The following is a 16,605-nucleotide window of genomic DNA, read 5'->3' as shown; positions in this document are numbered from 1 at the left end:
GCACGTGACGGCGCTGGCGTTACCCCGGCGTGACCATCGGGACGGCATCGGCGGACCGGCCCGCCGCGCGCGGTAGCCACCCCGGCGGCCCGAAGACGTAGCCGAGCCGGTCCCGCAGCCGGTTCGCCGATCGCCAGTCGCGGGCGATCGCGACGTATTCGCGGGTCTGCAGCGTCCAGATGTTGAACGTGTCGACCCGCTTGGTGAGGCCGTAGTGCGGGCGGAACAGCTCGGCCTGGAAGGTGCCGAACAGGCGATCCCAGATGATCAGGATGCCGCCGTAGTTCTTGTCGAGATACAACTGGTCCATGCCGTGGTGCACGCGGTGGTGCGACGGGGTGTTGAGGATGAACTCGAAGGGCCGCGGCAACTTGTCGATGCGCTCGGTGTGCACCCAGAATTGGTAGATCAGGTTCAGCGACCAACTGAAAAACACCATCCACGGGGGAAGGCCCAAGAGCGGCAACGGAATCCACATCAGGATCTCGCCGCTGTTGTTCCACTTCTGGCGCAGCGCGGTGGCGAAGTTGAAGTATTCGCTGGAGTGGTGGGCCTGGTGCGTCGCCCAGATCAGCCGCACCCGGTGGGCGATCCGGTGGTAGGTGTACCACAGCAGGTCGACGCCGAGGATCGCGATCACCCAGGTGTACCACCGGTTTGCCGCCAGGTGCCACGGCGCGAGGTAGGCATAGATGCCGGCGTAGCCGAACAGGGCCAGGGCCTTCCAGCCGGCCGAGGTGGCGACCGAAACCAGGCCCATCGACAGGCTGGCCACGGCGTCGCGGGCCAGGTAGGCGCCCGACGCGTGCCGCGCCGGATAGGCAGCCGAGGCCTCGAGGCGCTCCAGCTTGCGCGACGCCGTCCATTCGAGGGTCAGCATCAACAGAAAGAACGGAACGGCGAACAGCACGGGGTCCCGCATCTGCGGGGGCAGCCCGAACCAGAACCCGAGGACGGCATTCACACGGATAGATTACGACCATCGGCCAACGCCGGTAACGGCGCGTACCAATGAGGTGTTGAGCACTTGACCGCTGTGGTGGTAGTGGGCTCGGGGTTTGCGGGACTGTGGGCCGCACTCGGCGCCGCACGGCGGCTCGACGAGCTCGCGGTGCCGGCCGGCACGGTGGACATCACCGTGCTGAGCCCGCAACCCTTCCACGACATCCGGGTGCGCAACTACGAGGCCGATCTGAGCGCCTGCCGCATCCCGCTCGCGGACCTGCTCGATCCCGTGGGCGTCGCGCACGTCACCGCCGAGGTGACCGCCATCGACACCGGCGCCCGCACGGTGACCACGTCGAGCGGTGCGACGTTTGGCTACGACCGGCTGGTGCTGGCGGCGGGCAGCCGCGTGGTCAAGCCCGACATAGCGGGGCTGCGGGAGTTCGGCTTCGACGTCGACACCCACGACGGCGCGCTCGCGCTGCGGCGGCACCTGCGCGAGCTCGCCGCGGAGGCGCCGACGCCGGCGGCCGCCACCGTCGTCGTGGTCGGGGCCGGCCCCGCCGGGGTCGAGGTGGCCTGCGAATTGCCGGCGCGGCTGCGCGACTCGTTCGGCACCGTCACCCCCCGCGTGGTCATGATCGACCGCAACCCCGCGGTGGGCTCCGACATGGGCTCCTCGGCGCGCCCGGTGATCGAACGGGCCTTGACGGCAAACGGCGTCGAGACCAGGACGGCCGTCGGCGTCACGGAGGTCACCCGGCGCGGTGTGTCGCTGTCCTCGGGCGAACGGCTGGAGGCGCACACGGTGGTGTGGTGCGCCGGCATGCGGGCCAGCGCGCTGACCGAGCAGCTCCCCGTGCCGCGTGACCGGCTGGGCCGGGTGCGGGTCGACGATTACCTGCGGGTCGTCGGGGTGCCGTCGGTGTTCGCCGCGGGCGACGTCGCCGCGGCGCGCATGGACGACGAGCACCTGTCGGTGATGTCGTGCCAGCACGGGCGCCCGATGGGCCGCTATGCCGGGTACAACGTCATCAGCGACCTGCTCGACGAGCCGATGCTGGCCCTCCGAATTCCTTGGTACGTCACGGTTCTCGATCTCGGCCCGGCCGGTGCCGTCTACACCGAAGGGTGGGATCGGGCGGTGGTCTCGACGGGAGCGGAGGCCAAGGCCACCAAGCAGACCATCAACACCCGCCGGATCTACCCGCCGCTGACCCGCAGCCGCGCGGAGCTGCTGGCGGCAGCCGCGCCGGAGTTGCAAAACCGCCCCTGATCGGGATCAGTCGGACTGCACCTGGTCGCCGGCGTACCAGTGCACCGCGCGCACACCCGGCTGCAGCGACAGCTCGGCCACCAGGCGCTCGAGTTTCGCCGGGGTGTGGCCGTCCATGAGCAGATGTGCCGTCAGCGTGATCTCGTCGTCGTCGTCGGCCGGCCCGGTGTGGATGCCGCGCAGCGTCATGTCGTTGCCGCTGGCATGCTGAACGATCTGCGCGCGGGCGTACTTCTCCGTTTTGGGGCGGCAGACCACCTGCACCAGGAAGGGCTGCAGGCTCTCGTCCTCGTCGTCGGTGTTGTCGCGGTCGATCAGCCGGCCGAGCGGGCGGCCGAACAGGTGGATGGCGATGACGGTGCCGGTCCCGATCAGCGTGAAGACGAGGTGTCCCGACGCGGCCAGTACGCCGATCGCAGCCGAGCACCACAGGGTGGCCGCGGTGTTGAGCCCGCGGACGTTGACGCCCTCGCGCAGGATCACCCCGCCGCCGAGAAAACCGATGCCGGACACCACATACGACGCGACGCGCGTCGGGCTGGTGTCCTCGGTGGCGACGGCGTACAGCACGAACAGGGTCGCCCCGGCCGCGACCAGCGCGTTGGTGCGCAGGCCGGCTCGCCGGGCCCGCCATTGCCGCTCCAGCCCGATCAAGGCGCCGCAGCCCACCCCGACGGCCAGGCGGAGGGCGAAATCGGCGACGCTCAGCGTCTGCATGAGACCGCACTCCTTCCCCCGCTCGCCGCGCTGGTCGGCGGCAGCTAAGCACTCGCAGGTGAACGGCAGGTGGACCGCAGCCGATCCGGTTGTCCGGCGGCCACCTCCAGGAAACCGCCGGTTGCGCTACGACTTGGAGAGTTGGTGGGGGCAGTAAAACTTCGCCGCGATCATCGCGAAGTTGGACGCGTTCTCCATGTCCATTCCGGGATTGTGGGTCTTGACGTCGTGGACAAGTTCGAGACCCGATTCACCGTTGTTGAGGCAGGTGCACACGGCCTTGCCGGACGTGACCGCGGCGTCCGGGCTGGAATAGTGGATGCCGACCTGCTGCAGAGCGGCGAGGAATCCCCCGTCGTCTCCTTGCGGCGGAGGGGGCGGATCGGCATACGCGGGCGCGGCGAAGCCGATCGCGGCCGCGGCGCCAATGGCTGCCAGTAGCAGTCTCATGCTCATCACTCTCCCAATGTCGTTGCGGCCTAACCTATTTGCGCGTCTGAGGGCACGACCTGCGGCTTGTCGCCCTTTCGCAGGTGCACGGCGTGGATGCCGGGCTTCTTCGCCAGCTGCTCGAGCAGGGCGTCGAGGCCCTCCTGATCGACGTTGTGGTGCTGCACGCTTTCGGGTTTTTCCGAAATCTGTGCCACCAGGCGCTTGAGCTTCTCGGGCGACGCCGCGTCCTTGAGGTCTTTGATCGGTTTGACGCGGCCGCGCACCCCGGCGCCGCGCAAGGCGTCGGGGCCCCCGGCGCCCAGGGCGCTGCCCAGCATTCCCGCGACGGACATCGAACTGAGCAGACCGCCCGCCCCGAGCGCGGCGGCGGGCACCGCGTCGGGCCCGGCGGCCGACAGCGCCGCCGCTACCGTCCTGACGGCCGGGGTGGCCGTGGCCCAGCTGGGCGGGACCGACAACTTGCCGACCAGCGTGCCGGCGTTGCCCATGCCCGCCGACACGGCGTTGTACAGGGTCCCGCGGCCGAAGCCCAGCGCCCCCAGCCCCGCCCCAAGCGCGTCCTTCGGGAGCGCCCCGTATCCAACCGGCGGCGCGAACTTCAGAAACTGCGACACCGGGAAGTTGATCAGCAACCCGATGTCGTTGAATCCCGTGGTGAAGCTGAGCGGGACCTTGATGGCGTTGTAGAGGTTGCCGTAGAGGGTGCCCGCGCCAGATCCGAACAACGAGTTCAACAGCCCGTTCATGGTGTCCGTGTAGTCGGTGGCGAGGTTCGACAGCCCCTGCAGAATCGGGTTGGTGCTGGTGAGCGGGTTAGCCGCTTCCGACAAGAGGTTCCCTACGGTCCCCGCCGGGGTGGCAGCGGCTTGGGTCACCGCGGCCGCTTGCGCCGCCGTGCCCGCTGTGTTGGTCGTCTGCGGCGGCTGGTTGAACGGCGTCACGTTGGACGCGGTCGCCGACGAAACGAGGTAGTTGTCCATCGCCACGGCGTCTTGCGCCCACATCTCGGCGTATTGAATTTCGGTGGCGGCGATCGCCGGGGTGTTCTGTCCGAAGACGTTGGTTGCCACGAGCGACGCCAGTTGGCTGCGGTTGGCAGCGATCTCCGCCGGCGGCACGTGCGCGGCGAAGGCCGTCTCGTAGGCGGTTGCGGCGGCGGTGGCCCGGGTCGCAGCTTCGGCGGCCTGCGCCGCTGTGCCCTGCATCCAGGCCAGGTACGGCGTGACCGCGGCGACCATGTTGACCGATGACGGACCCACCCACGATCCGCTGGTCAGGCTGTCGACCACCGAAGAATACGAGGACACGGTGGACTGCAATTCGCTCGCCAGCCCATCCCAGGCCGCGGCGGCCGCTCGCAGCGACCCCGCTCCCGGGCCGGCGTACATCCGGCCCGAGTTGAACTCCGGCGGAAAAGCTCCGTAAAACATCGTCTATACCCCTTGCCTGCTCGTCTGCGCCCGAGTGGACGGTGCTGCTGGGTTGGTTCCCGTCACTGCCGTCACTCCTCTAGCACCGGAATGACGATGATCGTGGCCGCGGCGGGGTCGGCCTCGATGACACCGCCCAGTGAGCCGAGCGCAGCACTACCGCTGCCCCCGGACTGGAACGCGGCGGCCCCGACGGCGCGACCGGCCAGGCTCGAGAGCGCCATCTGGCCGAAGACCCCCTCCTCGCCCGTGAGCGAGGCCGCCGGCGCGGCAGCGAGGTTCGTCGGCAAGACCGACGCCAGTGTCCTGATCGCCGGGGCGGCCTCGGTCCAGCCCTGCGGCACCGACATCCCCCCGACCAGGGCGGCCTTGCCCATCGAGCCGCCGACGGCCGAGCTGAGCATGGGCTTCACGGCGCTGGCCCCCTGGGTCAGCGGCGCCAGCGCCCCGCTGATGGCCTTGGGACCGGCAAGGTAAGCGGCGGCACCCTGCCCGTTCTGGCCCCATGCGTACGCCTGCCCGAAGGACAGGAACGGGCCGCCGGGTATCGAGGCCAAGCCCTGCAGGGAGTAGGGCCCGGAGGCGATGGTGCTCATGATGTTGTTCCAGGCGGTCAGGTCGCCCGAGAGGCCGGTCGGCAACGTCGGCAGGGTTGTCAACTGCGGCAGGCTCAGGCCCGACAGCAGGTTTCCGGTCGTCGCCGTCGGGGCCGTTGGCGACGTGACGGTCGTCGCAAGGTTTTGCAGGAAAGTCGGCACATAGGTGATGAATTGGGACAGCTGCGTGCCAATCGACGCCGCCGGCGTGCTGGTGGATTGAGAGACCGCGGCCGCTTGGGCGGCCGGTGCGGCGCTGCTGGTGGTCTGCGGCGGCTCGGTGAACGGGGTGAGCTGTGACGCGGTGGCCGACGAGGCCGCGTAGGCGTACATCGCGGCGGCGTCCTGGGCCCACATCTCGGCGTACTGCGCTTCGGTGGCCGCGATCGCCGGGGTGTTCTGACCCAGGAAGTTGGTGGCGATCAGCGCCATGAGCAGGGCGCGGTTGGCCGCGATCACCGGCGGGGGCACCGTGGCGGCGAACGCCGTCTCGTAGGCGCCGGCCGCGATCTTGGCCTGGGTGGCCGCCTCTTCGGCCTGAGCGCCCGTCGCACTCATCCACGCCACGTACGGGCTGGCCGCCGCCGCCATCGCGATCGACGACGGCCCTGTCCAGGGCCCCGCCGCCAGGGTTTCGATGGTGGACCCGTACGCGGCGGCTGTCGACTGCAACTCCGTCGCCAACTCGTCCCAGGCCGCCGCGGCTGCGAGCATCGGCCCCGCCCCGGCGCCGACATACATCCGGCCGGAGTTGACCTCCGGCGGTAGCGCCCCGAAATCGAACATCTATTCCCTCCGGTCCCCTAAGTGGCCGCCATGGTAGGCGCGGGCCGTTAGCCGCGGCCGCAATCGAGCCGTAGCTCAAATGGAATCCATGGAATCCGGCGTTGAATCCATGGATTGATTCACTTGTTCGAAGAAAACCAGTCCCATTTCGTTGCCCGGCAAATGCAGCCGATCGCGCGACGACCAGCCATTTGGGCCCCGCTGCCCGCAATTGATCTCATCGTGATCGGAAAATATTCGTCGCATGTTCCCGCGATGTAAGGCTAACGTAAATAACGCGTGGCAGATGTCGTCTTTCGCTGTGAGTGCGCTGCCGGACAGCTAATACAGACCTGGACCGTAAGAGGGCGTAGAGACGATATACAGCGTCTTTTCAGCAACTAGACAGAAAGCTCTGATAACTTGCGAATCGCCTTGCGGCAGAATGACGACCAGCGAAGCTGGTTAAAGGCGCGGATAACCATTTCGGCATAAAGGCGCGAGTCTCGAAATGTCTTAATGCCGGGAGCGCGCTATTACGCGCCGCGGGCGTTTATTTGAGTTCGCCAATATGTGACTCATGTGTTGGCTGATGCACCACCAGAAATTGCGTCCAAAAGCCCCTGCGCTCGGCTAGAGCTCGCGCTACTCGATGCCGTTGCATGTTGCTGGCGGCGGCCTGCCCCTTTTGCCCGCCACCGAGCCGCCGGCCGGCCGGGCCGGGACCGTAGCGTTGGCGGCGTGGCCGTCGCCAACTCGATAGCTGATCGTCATGCGGTGCTCCCCTGAATTTCACCTAGCGTACGCATCGATACCTTCCACACCGCTGATTAGCTGCTGGGGATTTTCTGTGAGGAGGGCGCGGGCCTTTTCTGTCCTCACCGGCGCCGATTGGACGAAGAGGCGGCGTCCGAAGCGTTTCCGCGAGGTTGCGGAACGCTCATTCCGCCGACGCGCCCGCTGTGAGGCCGCATACAGCGCCCGCCCTACCCGGCGGCCGGCGGCCGCACGACGAAGGTCGGCCGGAAGCCGTACTGCGGGACGGCCCGCCCGTACGGCTGGGCGCCCGCGGCCCCGATCGGCATGGCGGGCGGCGGCACCATGGGCGTGCCCCCCAGCGCAGAAGCCAGCGGGCCGGCCAGCGGTGCCGGCGCCGTCCAGCTCGGCGGCACCGACATCGCGCCGATCATCGGGGCGCGGCCGACGCCGGCCGAGACGGCGTTGCCGAGACCACCGCCGCCGCCTACCGGGCCGGCCATGGCTTCGCCGAGCGCCCCGCTGGCCGCCTGGCCTGCGGCATCGCCGACCGCGTTACCCGCACCCTGCCCGCTCAGCAGCCCCAGGAACGGGGCCATGGTGTTGCTGGGCATGTAGAACCCCGACGAGAAGACGGTGTTCCACAGGTTGGCGTCGGGACCCCATTGCGCCCAAAGGCCGTCCAGCACCGACGATCCCGAACCGGACCCGGTCAGCAGGCCCACCACCTCCGTCGCCGGCGACGACGACACCGGCGAGGACAGCCCCTGCAGTGCGCTCGGCAGCGCCGACATCAGCTAGGCCAAGGCGTTCTGCTGGGTCCCGGCCGGGGTGGCGACGGCCCGGGCCACCGCGGCGGACTGGGCGGTGAGGCCACCGGGGCTGGTGGCCGCCTGCGGGTCGGTGAACGGGCTCAGTTGCGCGGCGGCAGCCGAGGAGGCGGCGTAGGAGTACATCGCCGCGGCGTCCTGGGCCCACATCTCGGCGTACTGGGCTTCGGTCGCCGCAATCGCCGCCGACAGCACCGACCCGTAAGAGGCTGCGGTGGCGCGCATTTCGGCGGCCAGCGCGTGCCAGCCCGAAGCGGCTGCCAGCATCGGGCCCGAACCCGCCCCGGAATACATCCGGCCGGAGTTCACTTCGGGGGGAAGCGTCGCGAAGTCCAGTGCCGCGGTCATCGTCGGCCTCCTGTCTTTCTCGCGGCCGCGCATCGGCAGGCGGCGGGAGTGTCGAATCGTGTTGCGGCCCAGGCTGATAGCGTGTCAGCCCGGGCCGGCGCCTGTGGGCGCGCAATGACAAATGGCATCGGACTTCTCCTCACGGAAGGGCCGATCCCGGGTCAACCAGGCAGTGCTGGCGCGCTTTTGCCCACGCCAAAGCCGCGGTCCCCGAGGCGAATTCACGCGGAAGCGGCCGGTAAGGGCGAGCCGTTCAGACTGAAAAGGAGCCGGGGTCGGATCGAAACGAAATGGTCGATCTGGTATACGGACTGTCGTCGGGACTCATTTCGCTCTCACCTCCTCACGGCTGTGGCACACGGGGATGCCTTGAATGCCTTGCAATACCCTTGTCCGGCAAGCGCATTGCGCGCAGCATGCACACGGGAGGAGCGCCAGGGCAGAACACCCCGACACCGCACCCCTCTCGTCAGAGCTTTGGCACCACACGGCGTATCCGGCTCGGTAGCGCCGGAAGCCACTTGGGCTCAACCCTTAATCCGGGAGGAGCTGTCCTGACCCTGGGCGTCTTTCGACGTTCGAGGTCAGTGGCCTGTGTCCGTGCAGACGCCTCACCTAGCGAGGTGCTTGCAGAGGCCATGGTGGCACCGCGGGCCCGGACCAATCAAGTCGGGCTGCCACCCGCTTGCGACAGATCGCAGGTCGGCGCCGAGCTATCCCGACTTCTTTTCGGCCACCGCGGCCTTGAGTCCCTCGGCAAGGTCATCGCGGGTCAGTTCCTTGAACCGGAGCAGTTGCGCCTCGCTGAACTCGGTCAGATCGCTGGCCAGCACCGCGTCCAGGTCCTCGTCGTCCAGGCGGAAGCTGCGGTGATCGCGGGCCTTTTCCACCACGTTGCGAACGAAGCCGGCGTTGCCGAGCGTGTCGATGCCGCGGATCAGGTCCCCGTCTTCCGAATAGCTCTCGTCGAGGTAGAACTTGGTGTACGACGGCAACAACACCTCAACCTCGGAGTCGGCGACGATGTCCTCGTTGTCGCGTGCCATCAGCTTGGTGAGCGCCAGCAGCTCGTCCGGTGTGTAGCTGAAGAACTCGATCACGGTCGAAAAGCGCCGCCGCAGACCCTGATTCACCTCCAGCATCTTGTCCATGGCCTTGGCATAGCCGGCGCCGAAGACCACCAACTCGTCGCGATGGTTCTCCATATAGAGCAGCAGGGTGTTGATGATCGCGTTGCCGTAGGGGTCGCCCTGGTGGTACCCGGTCTCGTGCAGGGTGTGCATCTCGTCGAAGAACACCGCCCCACCCAGCGCGCCCTCGAGCATTTCCTCGGTGTTCTTTTCGGCGTCGGCCATGTACCGGCCCAACAGCTTGGTGCGGCTCGTCTCCACCACCACCGGCTTGCGCAACACCGTGAGCCCACACAGCTGCTTGGCGAACGCGCGCGCCACCGACGTCTTGCCCGTCCCGGGCGGCCCGAGCAGCAGGGTGTGGCGCGAGGTCACCGGCACCGGGAGGCCCATCTTCTCCCGGGCCAGGTTCACCTTGGTGGTGGACTTGATGAGCTTGATTTCCCGCTTGGCCCGTTCCATGCCCAACATCGCGTTGAGCTCGGCGTCGCCTTCGGCCAGGTACTTGGCGGCCTCCTGCGCGTGGCGGGCCGCCTCCGTCTGGGCGCGGGTGGGCGCGCTGTCCGGATCCCACGGGTCGGTGCGGGCCTCGATCGTCTCCGGGTCGGTCAGTATCAGCCGGTAGTTCGGGTTGTCCAGCGCTTCGCGGGCCGGGGCGAACTTCGGATCCCGCGAGTAGACCCGGCGCAACAGCTCGACGGCCTCCTCCTCACGGCCCACGTGCCGCAGGCACATGCCCTGCGTGTACAGCGCGATGTTGGCCGCCCCCGGGACCCGGTCGCCCTCGACGGCGGCCTCGCCGCGCCGGAAGGCCTCCTCGAAGACACCCAGGGACGCCAGCGCGGTCGTCGCCATCGCGGCGCCGGCGGCCTTCAGTTCGGGGTGCCGCCAGGTCTTGCCCTCGGGGAACTGGGCGAGCACGTCCGGCCAACGCCCGGTGCGGAAGTACAGCACGCCCCGCACGTAGTTGACCACTTCCTCGTCGAACGGATGACGGGGCTCGACGCCGTCGAGCAGCTTGGCCGCCTCCTCGTACCGCTTGGCCTCGGCGAGGACGGCGGCATAAGCGCACGCCAGCGACTCCACGCTGGTGACGGCGAGGCGCAGGAACAACCCGTCGGAAACCTCCGGCCGGAACTGCAGGTCGGTGACGCCGAGGCGGCGGGTCTCCCAGCCGAACGTCCTGACCGACGCCCACGCGCCGGCCAGCACGTCGAGGCTCTGCTCCCCCGCCAGCATCCGCGCCAGCCAGGCATCGCACATGCCCGGGTCGAGCGTGGTCGCCGTGTTGAACATCTGCGCGGCGACCTGCGGGTTGTGGCTGGGCTGCAGCCCGTTGACCGAGATTCCGGACGCCAGAAGTCCGGCGACCATCGCATTACGGGCGTCTTCGGCGGTTGATTGAGGCCGCGTCATTGCGCTGCAGGCACGCTCGCTGCGCTCTCCCTGACCTGACCGACCGGCAGCACCAGATCCTCGTCATCGAGCAACGGACGGCTGGGCACGACCAGCAGGGGGCGAGCCGTCGGCGCCGGCAGGCTGGCGCGCACCGCGGCCAGCTGGCGGCCGGTGAGCCGGTTGAGTCCCGACGAATCCTTTCGGGGGAGCCGGCTTTCGCTGTGGTAGCGCACCCACGCCGCCAGCTGAGGCCGGCCGCCGCTGGTGTCGAGCCGGATCGTGATCACGGCGGCCGCCACGTCGGGCACCAACAAATCCTCGAGGGTCTGGGTGCTGATGTCCGACGGCGTCAACCAGAAGCTGGTGGCGAACCCATTGAAGTGCTTGAGGTACCGCCAACCGGGACGGCTCCAGGTCGGCTCCAGGTCGGCCAGCACGGCGCTGTCGACCTCGGCGAGCTGTTCGGCGGTCAACGGCTTGGCCACGCACGTCTGGCCGTCGAGATCCTGGGCGAGCCGCTCGGTGGCCGCCGCCAACGTCGACGCGAGCGAATCGCGGGCCGCGACGGCGGCAACGTTGCGTTGCGGGTTCATCCGCAGCACCAGCCAGGTGCGGCGCACGTAGGAGGTGGGCTCGTCGCTCACCACCCCCCATTCCTCCGGCCCCCAGTCGTCCAGCTTGGACTTCTCGGCGGCTCGGCCCTCGGGGCCGCCGCGGCGGACCTTCATCGAGACGATGTCGATGCCGTCGAGGTGAATGTCGAACTGCCGCAATCCCTCGGCGACGGCATGCACCGGCAGGGTGGCCGCCGTCGTCCGGTGCCGGTGGCGCCCGGAGGCGTCCTCGTCCCCGCCGTCGATCGCGATCACGCTCACCAGCTGGCCTTCATACTGGCGCACGCCGACCTTGTCGCGACCGAACCGGCGCTGGTGGTCTATCGGGGGCGTGCATCCCGCCGTCAGCGCCGTGCCCGGGTCGGCGGACCAGTCCCACAGCCACGTGGCCAGGCCGGAGGTCACCGTCAGCCCGTGGTGGGTGACCAGCGACAGCAGCGTCACCAACGACGCCAGCCCGACACCCACCCAGAACGCGATGTGGTGCTCGCCCTGCCACGAGTCCGGGCAGTGGCTGGCCACCAACAGGATCAGGATGTCGACCAGAAACACCGCGGTGACCCGCGGCCACGACAAAGACAGTCCAAAACTGCGCTGCGCCTTCATTACTTTTGCTGCTCCGACCTCATTGCTGCTTTCGTGTTCGCTTGATGAACACCGCTGTACCGAACACGGCGCCGCCAATCAGCAAGGCCGCGAACAACCCTCCGGCTGCGACCCATACTGGCACCATATCGCGGTGCGGGGCCGGTTTCGGAATGTTCAGGGGTGCCGACAGTTGCTGCGGCGGCTTTGGCGGTCCGTCCGGGACGTCCCAGGTCAGCGCCGCGACCGGGTCGACCACACCGTATCCGACCTGGTTGTCCACCCCGCGCGCCGGCGCCCTGGCGGTGCGTTCCAGGCGGTTGATGACCTGGTTCGCCGTCAGCTGCGGGTACTTCGCTCGCACGAGGGCCGCCACGCCGGACACGATCGCCGTCGAGAAGCTGGTGCCGGCGGGGACCAGGAGCGTGTTGTCGGGGCCGTCGATGGCGTTGATCAGGCCGTCGTCGCGGGGCGAGAGCCCGATGACGTCGGTGCCGGGCGCGGCGATTCCCACCCACGGTCCCGCGACGCTCGTCGACCCCTGCCCGCCGCCCTGGGTGAGCGGACGGCCTTCGGTGTCGACCGCCCCGACGGTCAGCACGTAGTCGCTGTACCAGGAGGGTGTCACCACCGTGGTGACGCCGCTCCAGTCGCGGGGGTCCTTGGGCTGCATGGGATCGAACGCGGGGTTCTGCTTGCAGTCCTTTTTGCTGGTGTCGCCGGCCGCGGCCACGATGACGACGTTCTTGTCGACGGCCGCATAGCGCACGGCGGCGCCCAGCGTGCGCTGGTCGATGATGTTGCGCGCGCTCATGCAGGTGACGTCGGAGATGTTGATGACCGTGGCGCCCAGGTTCGCGGCGTGCACGATCGCCCGCGCCATGGTCTCGACGTCGTCGACCTTCGCCCGCGTCTGCGGGTCCTCGTCACCGGTGTAGGCGTCCTTGAGGCCGAAAGCCTGGCTGGACTGCCGGATCGCGATGATGTCGACATCCGGGGCGATTCCGCTGTAGGCGTCGGGGGCCTGCGACGACGGCGCTCCCGGGGGCGGTGCCGGGGTTGGCGGCGGTTTGGGCGGGTCGAGTGGACGCGGTCCGGTCCGGTTGACCGGGTTGTCGACGCCGATCACCTGCCGGCCGCCGGAATAGCCGGGTACGGTCACCGTCCCGCCGCCGTGGTTGGCGGCCGGCGCCTGACCGGGTCCCGGCGCAGCTCCGGCCGGTGCCGGCGGCCCCGCCGGCGCGGGGGGGCCCGCGGGTGCCGGCGGCGGAGGGGGTCCCCCGAAGGGTCCGGGAGCCGGCGCCTCCGACTGGGGCGGCGGGGGCACCATCGTCACCGTCTGAGGCAGTGGCGACAGGGTCACCGTCTGCGGCGGCGGGGCTTTGGGGGGCGGCTCCGTGGTGGGGATGGTGACCGGCTTGCGCGGCGCCGCGGGCGGCGCCGTCGCGCCGTTGGCCGGGGCCGCGCCGATCATGGACGCCACGATGGTGCCGTGCGCGTCGCAGTCCGACAGGCCGTCGCCGGACATGATGTAGTCACCGCCGGGAATGAGGTGCGGAAACCGCGGGTGCGGCGTCACACCGGTGTCGATGACGGCGACCTTCTGCCCGGCCCCGCGGCCGAATTGCCAGGCCTCCTGCAGGTTGAGCATGTCCATGTACTTCGGCTGCAACCGGAAGTCGGTGCCCGGCAGCACCCCGACCTCGGTGCAGTAGGAGTTCTGCTTCATCGGCGCCGGCGGTCCCGGCGGGCCGTCCGGCGGCACCGCGCCCGGATCAACCGTCGGCGGGGAGATCGCGGACGCGGGTGGCAAACCGGCCAGTGCACCGGAAGTGAGCAGAAGCGCGGCGACGGTCGCGCGCGATGCGCGACCGCGCCACGCCCTGCTCTTAGCGGTAACGGATCGCGGCATAGACATTCATCAGCCACAATGCCAACGGGAAGATCGGCATCAGGCACAGGTACTCGACGTATTCCACCAGCTTGCGGAACAGCGGGCTGTAGATGGTGTTGGGCACCACCGCCGCGGCCGTCATGCCCAGCGCCGGCAGCAGCACCAGGATCGCCACGCTGATCGACACCGCCAGCGGCGACTGCAACCCGAGCGCGTAGCGCACCACCACCGCGGCGACGATCAGCACCGCCGTCGCGGCAAGGGTGATGGCCTGCCAGCGATCGACGTACGAGCGGCCGCGCAGCATCAGGAAGCCGGCGCAGAAACCGGCCAGCAAGAGCGGCAGCCAGCGCTGGAAGGTGTGCGGATCCGACAGCGCGGTCAGCGAGACCACCATCAGCACGCCGAGCCCGAGCAGCAGACCCGTCAGGAACGAGCGGGCGCGCTCGGCCTGCAGCACCACGTCGCGGACCGACGCGGGGCCCTCCAGGACCGGAGCTCCGCCGTCGGGGCGCACCACCGTGGTGGGCAGGTCGGGTCGCGCCTCGAACACCCAGCGGCTGGTGGCCGACGGGAAGACGGGCAGCCGAATGCCGGCGAGCCGGCGCGACATCGCCGGGGCGGCCTGGTAGGCCAGCACGCAGACCAGCACCACGCAGGTGAAGTTGGTGACGGCGCTGGTGTTCGCCACCATCCGCGCCAGGCTGGCGACGGCCGCCACCGCGCTGATGGTGACGATCGCGGTGTAGATGGCCAGCCGCCGGCCGGTGAAGCGCAGGGTCAGCGCCGCGGCGACCGCGAGCACGCCGAAGCCCAGCACCGCCTGCGGGGAGCCGACGCCGCCGGGCGGCGCCGAGGCCGCGGCCACCGTCAGCGGCGCGAGGCCGCTCAGCAGCATGATGTCGGCGACCAGCCGGTCCGAGGTGGTCTTCGCCCGCATCGCGAGCATGATGGCGACCGTCAACACGACGGCGGCGATGACCGCGGAGTAGGCGGTGGGCAGCCACGAGTTGTGGTGCCAGCGCCACCAACCCAGCAGGCCCGACGCCGCGGTGACGCCGATCGCCACCATCGACGCGCCGACCTGCACCGCAACCGTCGGGTCGATCGCGGCGAAGCGCTTGCTGAGGTTTGCCGAGACGGCGGTCGAGATGTGCTCGATGACCTGCGACCGGTGCTCGGTGTCCGGCAGGAACCGGATCCACAACCGGTCGCCGTCGTAGACGTCCTGCTCGGTCAGCGACTGGGTGGCCCGCAGGGGGGTGCCGTCGACCAGGCACAGCGCCCACCGGCCGCGACCGGTGGCCTCCAGCGGGGTCTCGCCCAGCTCGCGGAGCCGGCTGTTGACCACCTTCAGCAGCGGGTCGGTCATCACCGACACAGGGGCGTTGGCGTCCAGCAGGACGCCGATCTGGACGCCCTCGCCGGCCATGATGCCGACGACTACCGCCCGAGGCTGTGAGATTCCCTCAATGTCTGCCTGTAGGGCGTCAGCTACTCCTACTGCGGTCATCGCCCAGCACCCCCTGCCATGGTGAATGTGTAACCCCGTGTCGCCAGATGCGCGGGCGCCCCGGTCGCTTCACTCGCCGCGGCGCTGCGGCCCCCGGAGAGGTACAGCTCGACTAATTCGGATTTCATCTGCCTCGCCTTGCGCTAAGGAGTTGTGGTGACACTGCTTTGAAGATTTGCTGATGATTCTAGAGAAGTATGCCGTCTTCGCATCCCGATCGCATGTTGTCGGCAAAAGCGTTGGTAAAGTTTGTGTTTCACGCGGATGTCAGACCCTGCTGTGCGTTTTCCACTCGCCATAAGGCAGCGTGTCGAGCACGGTCTTGATGCCCACCTGCACCAGTTGCGGGGTCGCCGGGCAGATGGCCAGCCACGCCTCCCCCGAACCCGCGGTGCGAGCCTGCTGGTAGAGGGCGATGCGACCGCCCGAGCCGTCCTTCAGCGACAGCACCGAGGCGCTGGGGCCCTTGGCGTCGTCCCGGTACTGGCGCGCGTACACCGCGACCTCGGCCGCCGGATCCGACAACGCCTGGCCCAGCGCGGCGACCGTGGCGGCGCTGATGCCCATCCGCCGCAGATCACCGCCCGAGAAGACGTTGAACCCGGACTCCTGCCAGGACTTCGTCGCTTCCAGCATCTCCTCCAGCGGGACGTTGACCGCGTTGATCGCCGCGGGCTCCGCATGGTGGATCGACTCCAGCCCGTCCAGCACCAGCGACGCGATGGAGGCGCTGTCCGCGACGGCGACGTCGTCGACGGTGATGTCGCTGCCGACCCGCACAGCCGACACCCAGTGCTGGCCGCGGCGGGCCAGCACCACCCGGAACTCGTTTTCGGGGATGTCGCGCGAACCGGGCGGTTGGTTCTCGTCGTCAACGACGCCGTAGAGCAGCTTGCCCCGCGACAGCAGGGCGACGACCTCGAGGTCGGGCGCAGCCAGGACCCGCATCCGAGCGGCGACCTGCTCGTGCACCTCGTCGCCGACGACGATGCCCTGCTCGCGCATCACCGCCATTCCCGGGTGTTCGTTGAGCCAGTCGCTCGAGTCGGTGGAGACGAACGGCCGGCACCTCAATTCGGGCGCGACGTGTCGGATGTCGAGCAACGCCTGGAGCATCCAGAAGCCGTCGACGTTGACGGTGATGTCGGTGCGGGTGCTCTGTTGGTCCATCAATAGCCTCGGCGGTCGAAGTGGTCGAAATGGTCGAAGTTTACTGAAACCGCAGGACGCGGCAGCACACCACGTATCGGTGTGCTGCCGCGCCTGAAGTTGCGAGTTAGGCCCAGCTGGACCCGACGGCGCTGTCGGTGCTGGCCATGTTGCTGCCGGCGCTCTGCACCTTCTGGCCGTGGGCG

General features: G+C 69.1%; 11 protein-coding genes, 3 pseudogenes and 1 riboswitch. Of the genes and pseudogenes, 2 read left to right on the top strand and 12 right to left on the bottom strand.

What is annotated here, in order from left to right:
• Positions 1-19: 19 nt before the first annotated feature.
• Positions 20-964: a sterol desaturase family protein gene (locus tag A5696_RS20485; RefSeq protein ID WP_067882837.1), complete on the bottom strand. Its 945-nt coding sequence runs from the start codon at positions 962-964 to the stop codon at positions 20-22.
• Between the two features lie 63 nt (positions 965-1,027).
• Between A5696_RS20485 and A5696_RS20480 the strand changes: the two genes are divergently transcribed.
• Positions 1,028-2,221 carry an NAD(P)/FAD-dependent oxidoreductase gene (locus A5696_RS20480; protein ID WP_067882836.1) on the top strand — a complete coding sequence of 398 codons (1,194 nt, stop codon included), beginning with the start codon at positions 1,028-1,030 and terminating at the stop codon, positions 2,219-2,221.
• A gap of 6 nt (positions 2,222-2,227) precedes the next feature.
• Here A5696_RS20480 and A5696_RS20475 read toward each other — a convergent pair whose 3' ends face one another.
• The 5 genes and pseudogenes from A5696_RS20475 to A5696_RS20455 form a co-directional block, all read right to left on the bottom strand.
• Positions 2,228-2,938: an MgtC/SapB family protein gene (locus A5696_RS20475; RefSeq protein ID WP_067882835.1), complete on the bottom strand. Its 711-nt coding sequence runs from the start codon at positions 2,936-2,938 to the stop codon at positions 2,228-2,230.
• A 126-nt stretch (positions 2,939-3,064) separates the two neighbouring features.
• The gene (locus tag A5696_RS20470; RefSeq protein WP_067882876.1) at positions 3,065-3,388 is read right to left on the bottom strand and encodes a DUF732 domain-containing protein; all 324 of its coding nucleotides are present in this window, start codon (positions 3,386-3,388) and stop codon (positions 3,065-3,067) included.
• Between the two features lie 29 nt (positions 3,389-3,417).
• Positions 3,418-4,821 (bottom strand): PPE family protein, encoded by a 1,404-nt coding sequence (locus A5696_RS20465; protein WP_067882834.1) that lies wholly within the window; start codon positions 4,819-4,821, stop codon positions 3,418-3,420.
• A 71-nt stretch (positions 4,822-4,892) separates the two neighbouring features.
• A complete protein-coding gene (locus A5696_RS20460; RefSeq protein WP_067882833.1) occupies positions 4,893-6,203 on the bottom strand; it encodes a PPE family protein in 1,311 nt (436 codons plus the stop codon).
• Positions 6,204-7,168: 965 nt separating this feature from the next.
• Positions 7,169-8,116 (bottom strand): annotated as a pseudogene (locus A5696_RS20455) (PPE domain-containing protein).
• 261 nt (positions 8,117-8,377) lie between these two features.
• Here A5696_RS20455 and A5696_RS29245 point away from each other — a divergent pair.
• Positions 8,378-8,482, top strand: a pseudogene (locus A5696_RS29245) (hypothetical protein); the annotation flags it as partial.
• Between the two features lie 88 nt (positions 8,483-8,570).
• A riboswitch (M-box (ykoK) riboswitch) is annotated at positions 8,571-8,746 on the bottom strand.
• 83 nt (positions 8,747-8,829) lie between these two features.
• Here A5696_RS29245 and eccA read toward each other — a convergent pair.
• From eccA to A5696_RS20425, 6 genes and pseudogenes are all read right to left on the bottom strand, one after another.
• Complete coding sequence (gene eccA / locus A5696_RS20450) at positions 8,830-10,662, bottom strand: type VII secretion AAA-ATPase EccA (protein WP_067882832.1); 1,833 nt, start codon at positions 10,660-10,662, stop codon at positions 8,830-8,832.
• A complete protein-coding gene (gene eccE / locus A5696_RS20445; RefSeq protein WP_067882831.1) occupies positions 10,659-11,864 on the bottom strand; it encodes a type VII secretion protein EccE in 1,206 nt (401 codons plus the stop codon). The genes eccA and eccE overlap by 4 nt, the downstream gene beginning before the upstream one ends.
• A 19-nt stretch (positions 11,865-11,883) precedes the next feature.
• Positions 11,884-13,755 carry a type VII secretion-associated serine protease mycosin gene (locus A5696_RS20440; RefSeq protein WP_067882830.1) on the bottom strand — a complete coding sequence of 624 codons (1,872 nt, stop codon included), beginning with the start codon at positions 13,753-13,755 and terminating at the stop codon, positions 11,884-11,886.
• Positions 13,733-15,250 carry a type VII secretion integral membrane protein EccD gene (gene eccD, locus A5696_RS20435; RefSeq protein ID WP_067882829.1) on the bottom strand — a complete coding sequence of 506 codons (1,518 nt, stop codon included), beginning with the start codon at positions 15,248-15,250 and terminating at the stop codon, positions 13,733-13,735. The genes A5696_RS20440 and eccD overlap by 23 nt, the downstream gene beginning before the upstream one ends.
• Before the next feature lie 267 nt (positions 15,251-15,517).
• Positions 15,518-16,420, bottom strand: coding sequence for an ESX secretion-associated protein EspG (locus A5696_RS20430; protein WP_067882828.1), 903 nt, complete (start codon positions 16,418-16,420; stop codon positions 15,518-15,520).
• 106 nt (positions 16,421-16,526) lie between these two features.
• A pseudogene (locus A5696_RS20425) lies at positions 16,527-16,605 on the bottom strand (type VII secretion protein EsxI); the annotation flags it as partial.

Origin of the sequence: Mycobacterium sp. E2699 (genome assembly GCF_001666745.1) — a bacterium.
Taxonomy (GTDB): domain Bacteria; phylum Actinomycetota; class Actinomycetes; order Mycobacteriales; family Mycobacteriaceae; genus Mycobacterium.
This window is presented reverse-complemented; position numbering and strand designations above follow the sequence as displayed.

Excerpts from the sequence above, each read along its gene's own strand:
- A5696_RS20475 (WP_067882835.1), bottom strand. The coding sequence starts at position 2,938 with ATGCAGACGCTGAGCGTCGCCGATTTCGCCCTCCGCCTGGCCGTCGGG.
- A5696_RS20470 (WP_067882876.1), bottom strand. The coding sequence starts at position 3,388 with ATGAGACTGCTACTGGCAGCCATTGGCGCCGCGGCCGCGATCGGCTTC.
- A5696_RS20465 (WP_067882834.1), bottom strand. The coding sequence starts at position 4,821 with ATGTTTTACGGAGCTTTTCCGCCGGAGTTCAACTCGGGCCGGATGTAC.
- A5696_RS20460 (WP_067882833.1), bottom strand. The coding sequence starts at position 6,203 with ATGTTCGATTTCGGGGCGCTACCGCCGGAGGTCAACTCCGGCCGGATG.
- eccA (WP_067882832.1), bottom strand. The coding sequence starts at position 10,662 with ATGACGCGGCCTCAATCAACCGCCGAAGACGCCCGTAATGCGATGGTC.
- eccE (WP_067882831.1), bottom strand. The coding sequence starts at position 11,864 with ATGAAGGCGCAGCGCAGTTTTGGACTGTCTTTGTCGTGGCCGCGGGTC.
- A5696_RS20440 (WP_067882830.1), bottom strand. The coding sequence starts at position 13,755 with ATGCCGCGATCCGTTACCGCTAAGAGCAGGGCGTGGCGCGGTCGCGCA.
- eccD (WP_067882829.1), bottom strand. The coding sequence starts at position 15,250 with ATGACCGCAGTAGGAGTAGCTGACGCCCTACAGGCAGACATTGAGGGA.
- A5696_RS20430 (WP_067882828.1), bottom strand. The coding sequence starts at position 16,420 with ATGGACCAACAGAGCACCCGCACCGACATCACCGTCAACGTCGACGGC.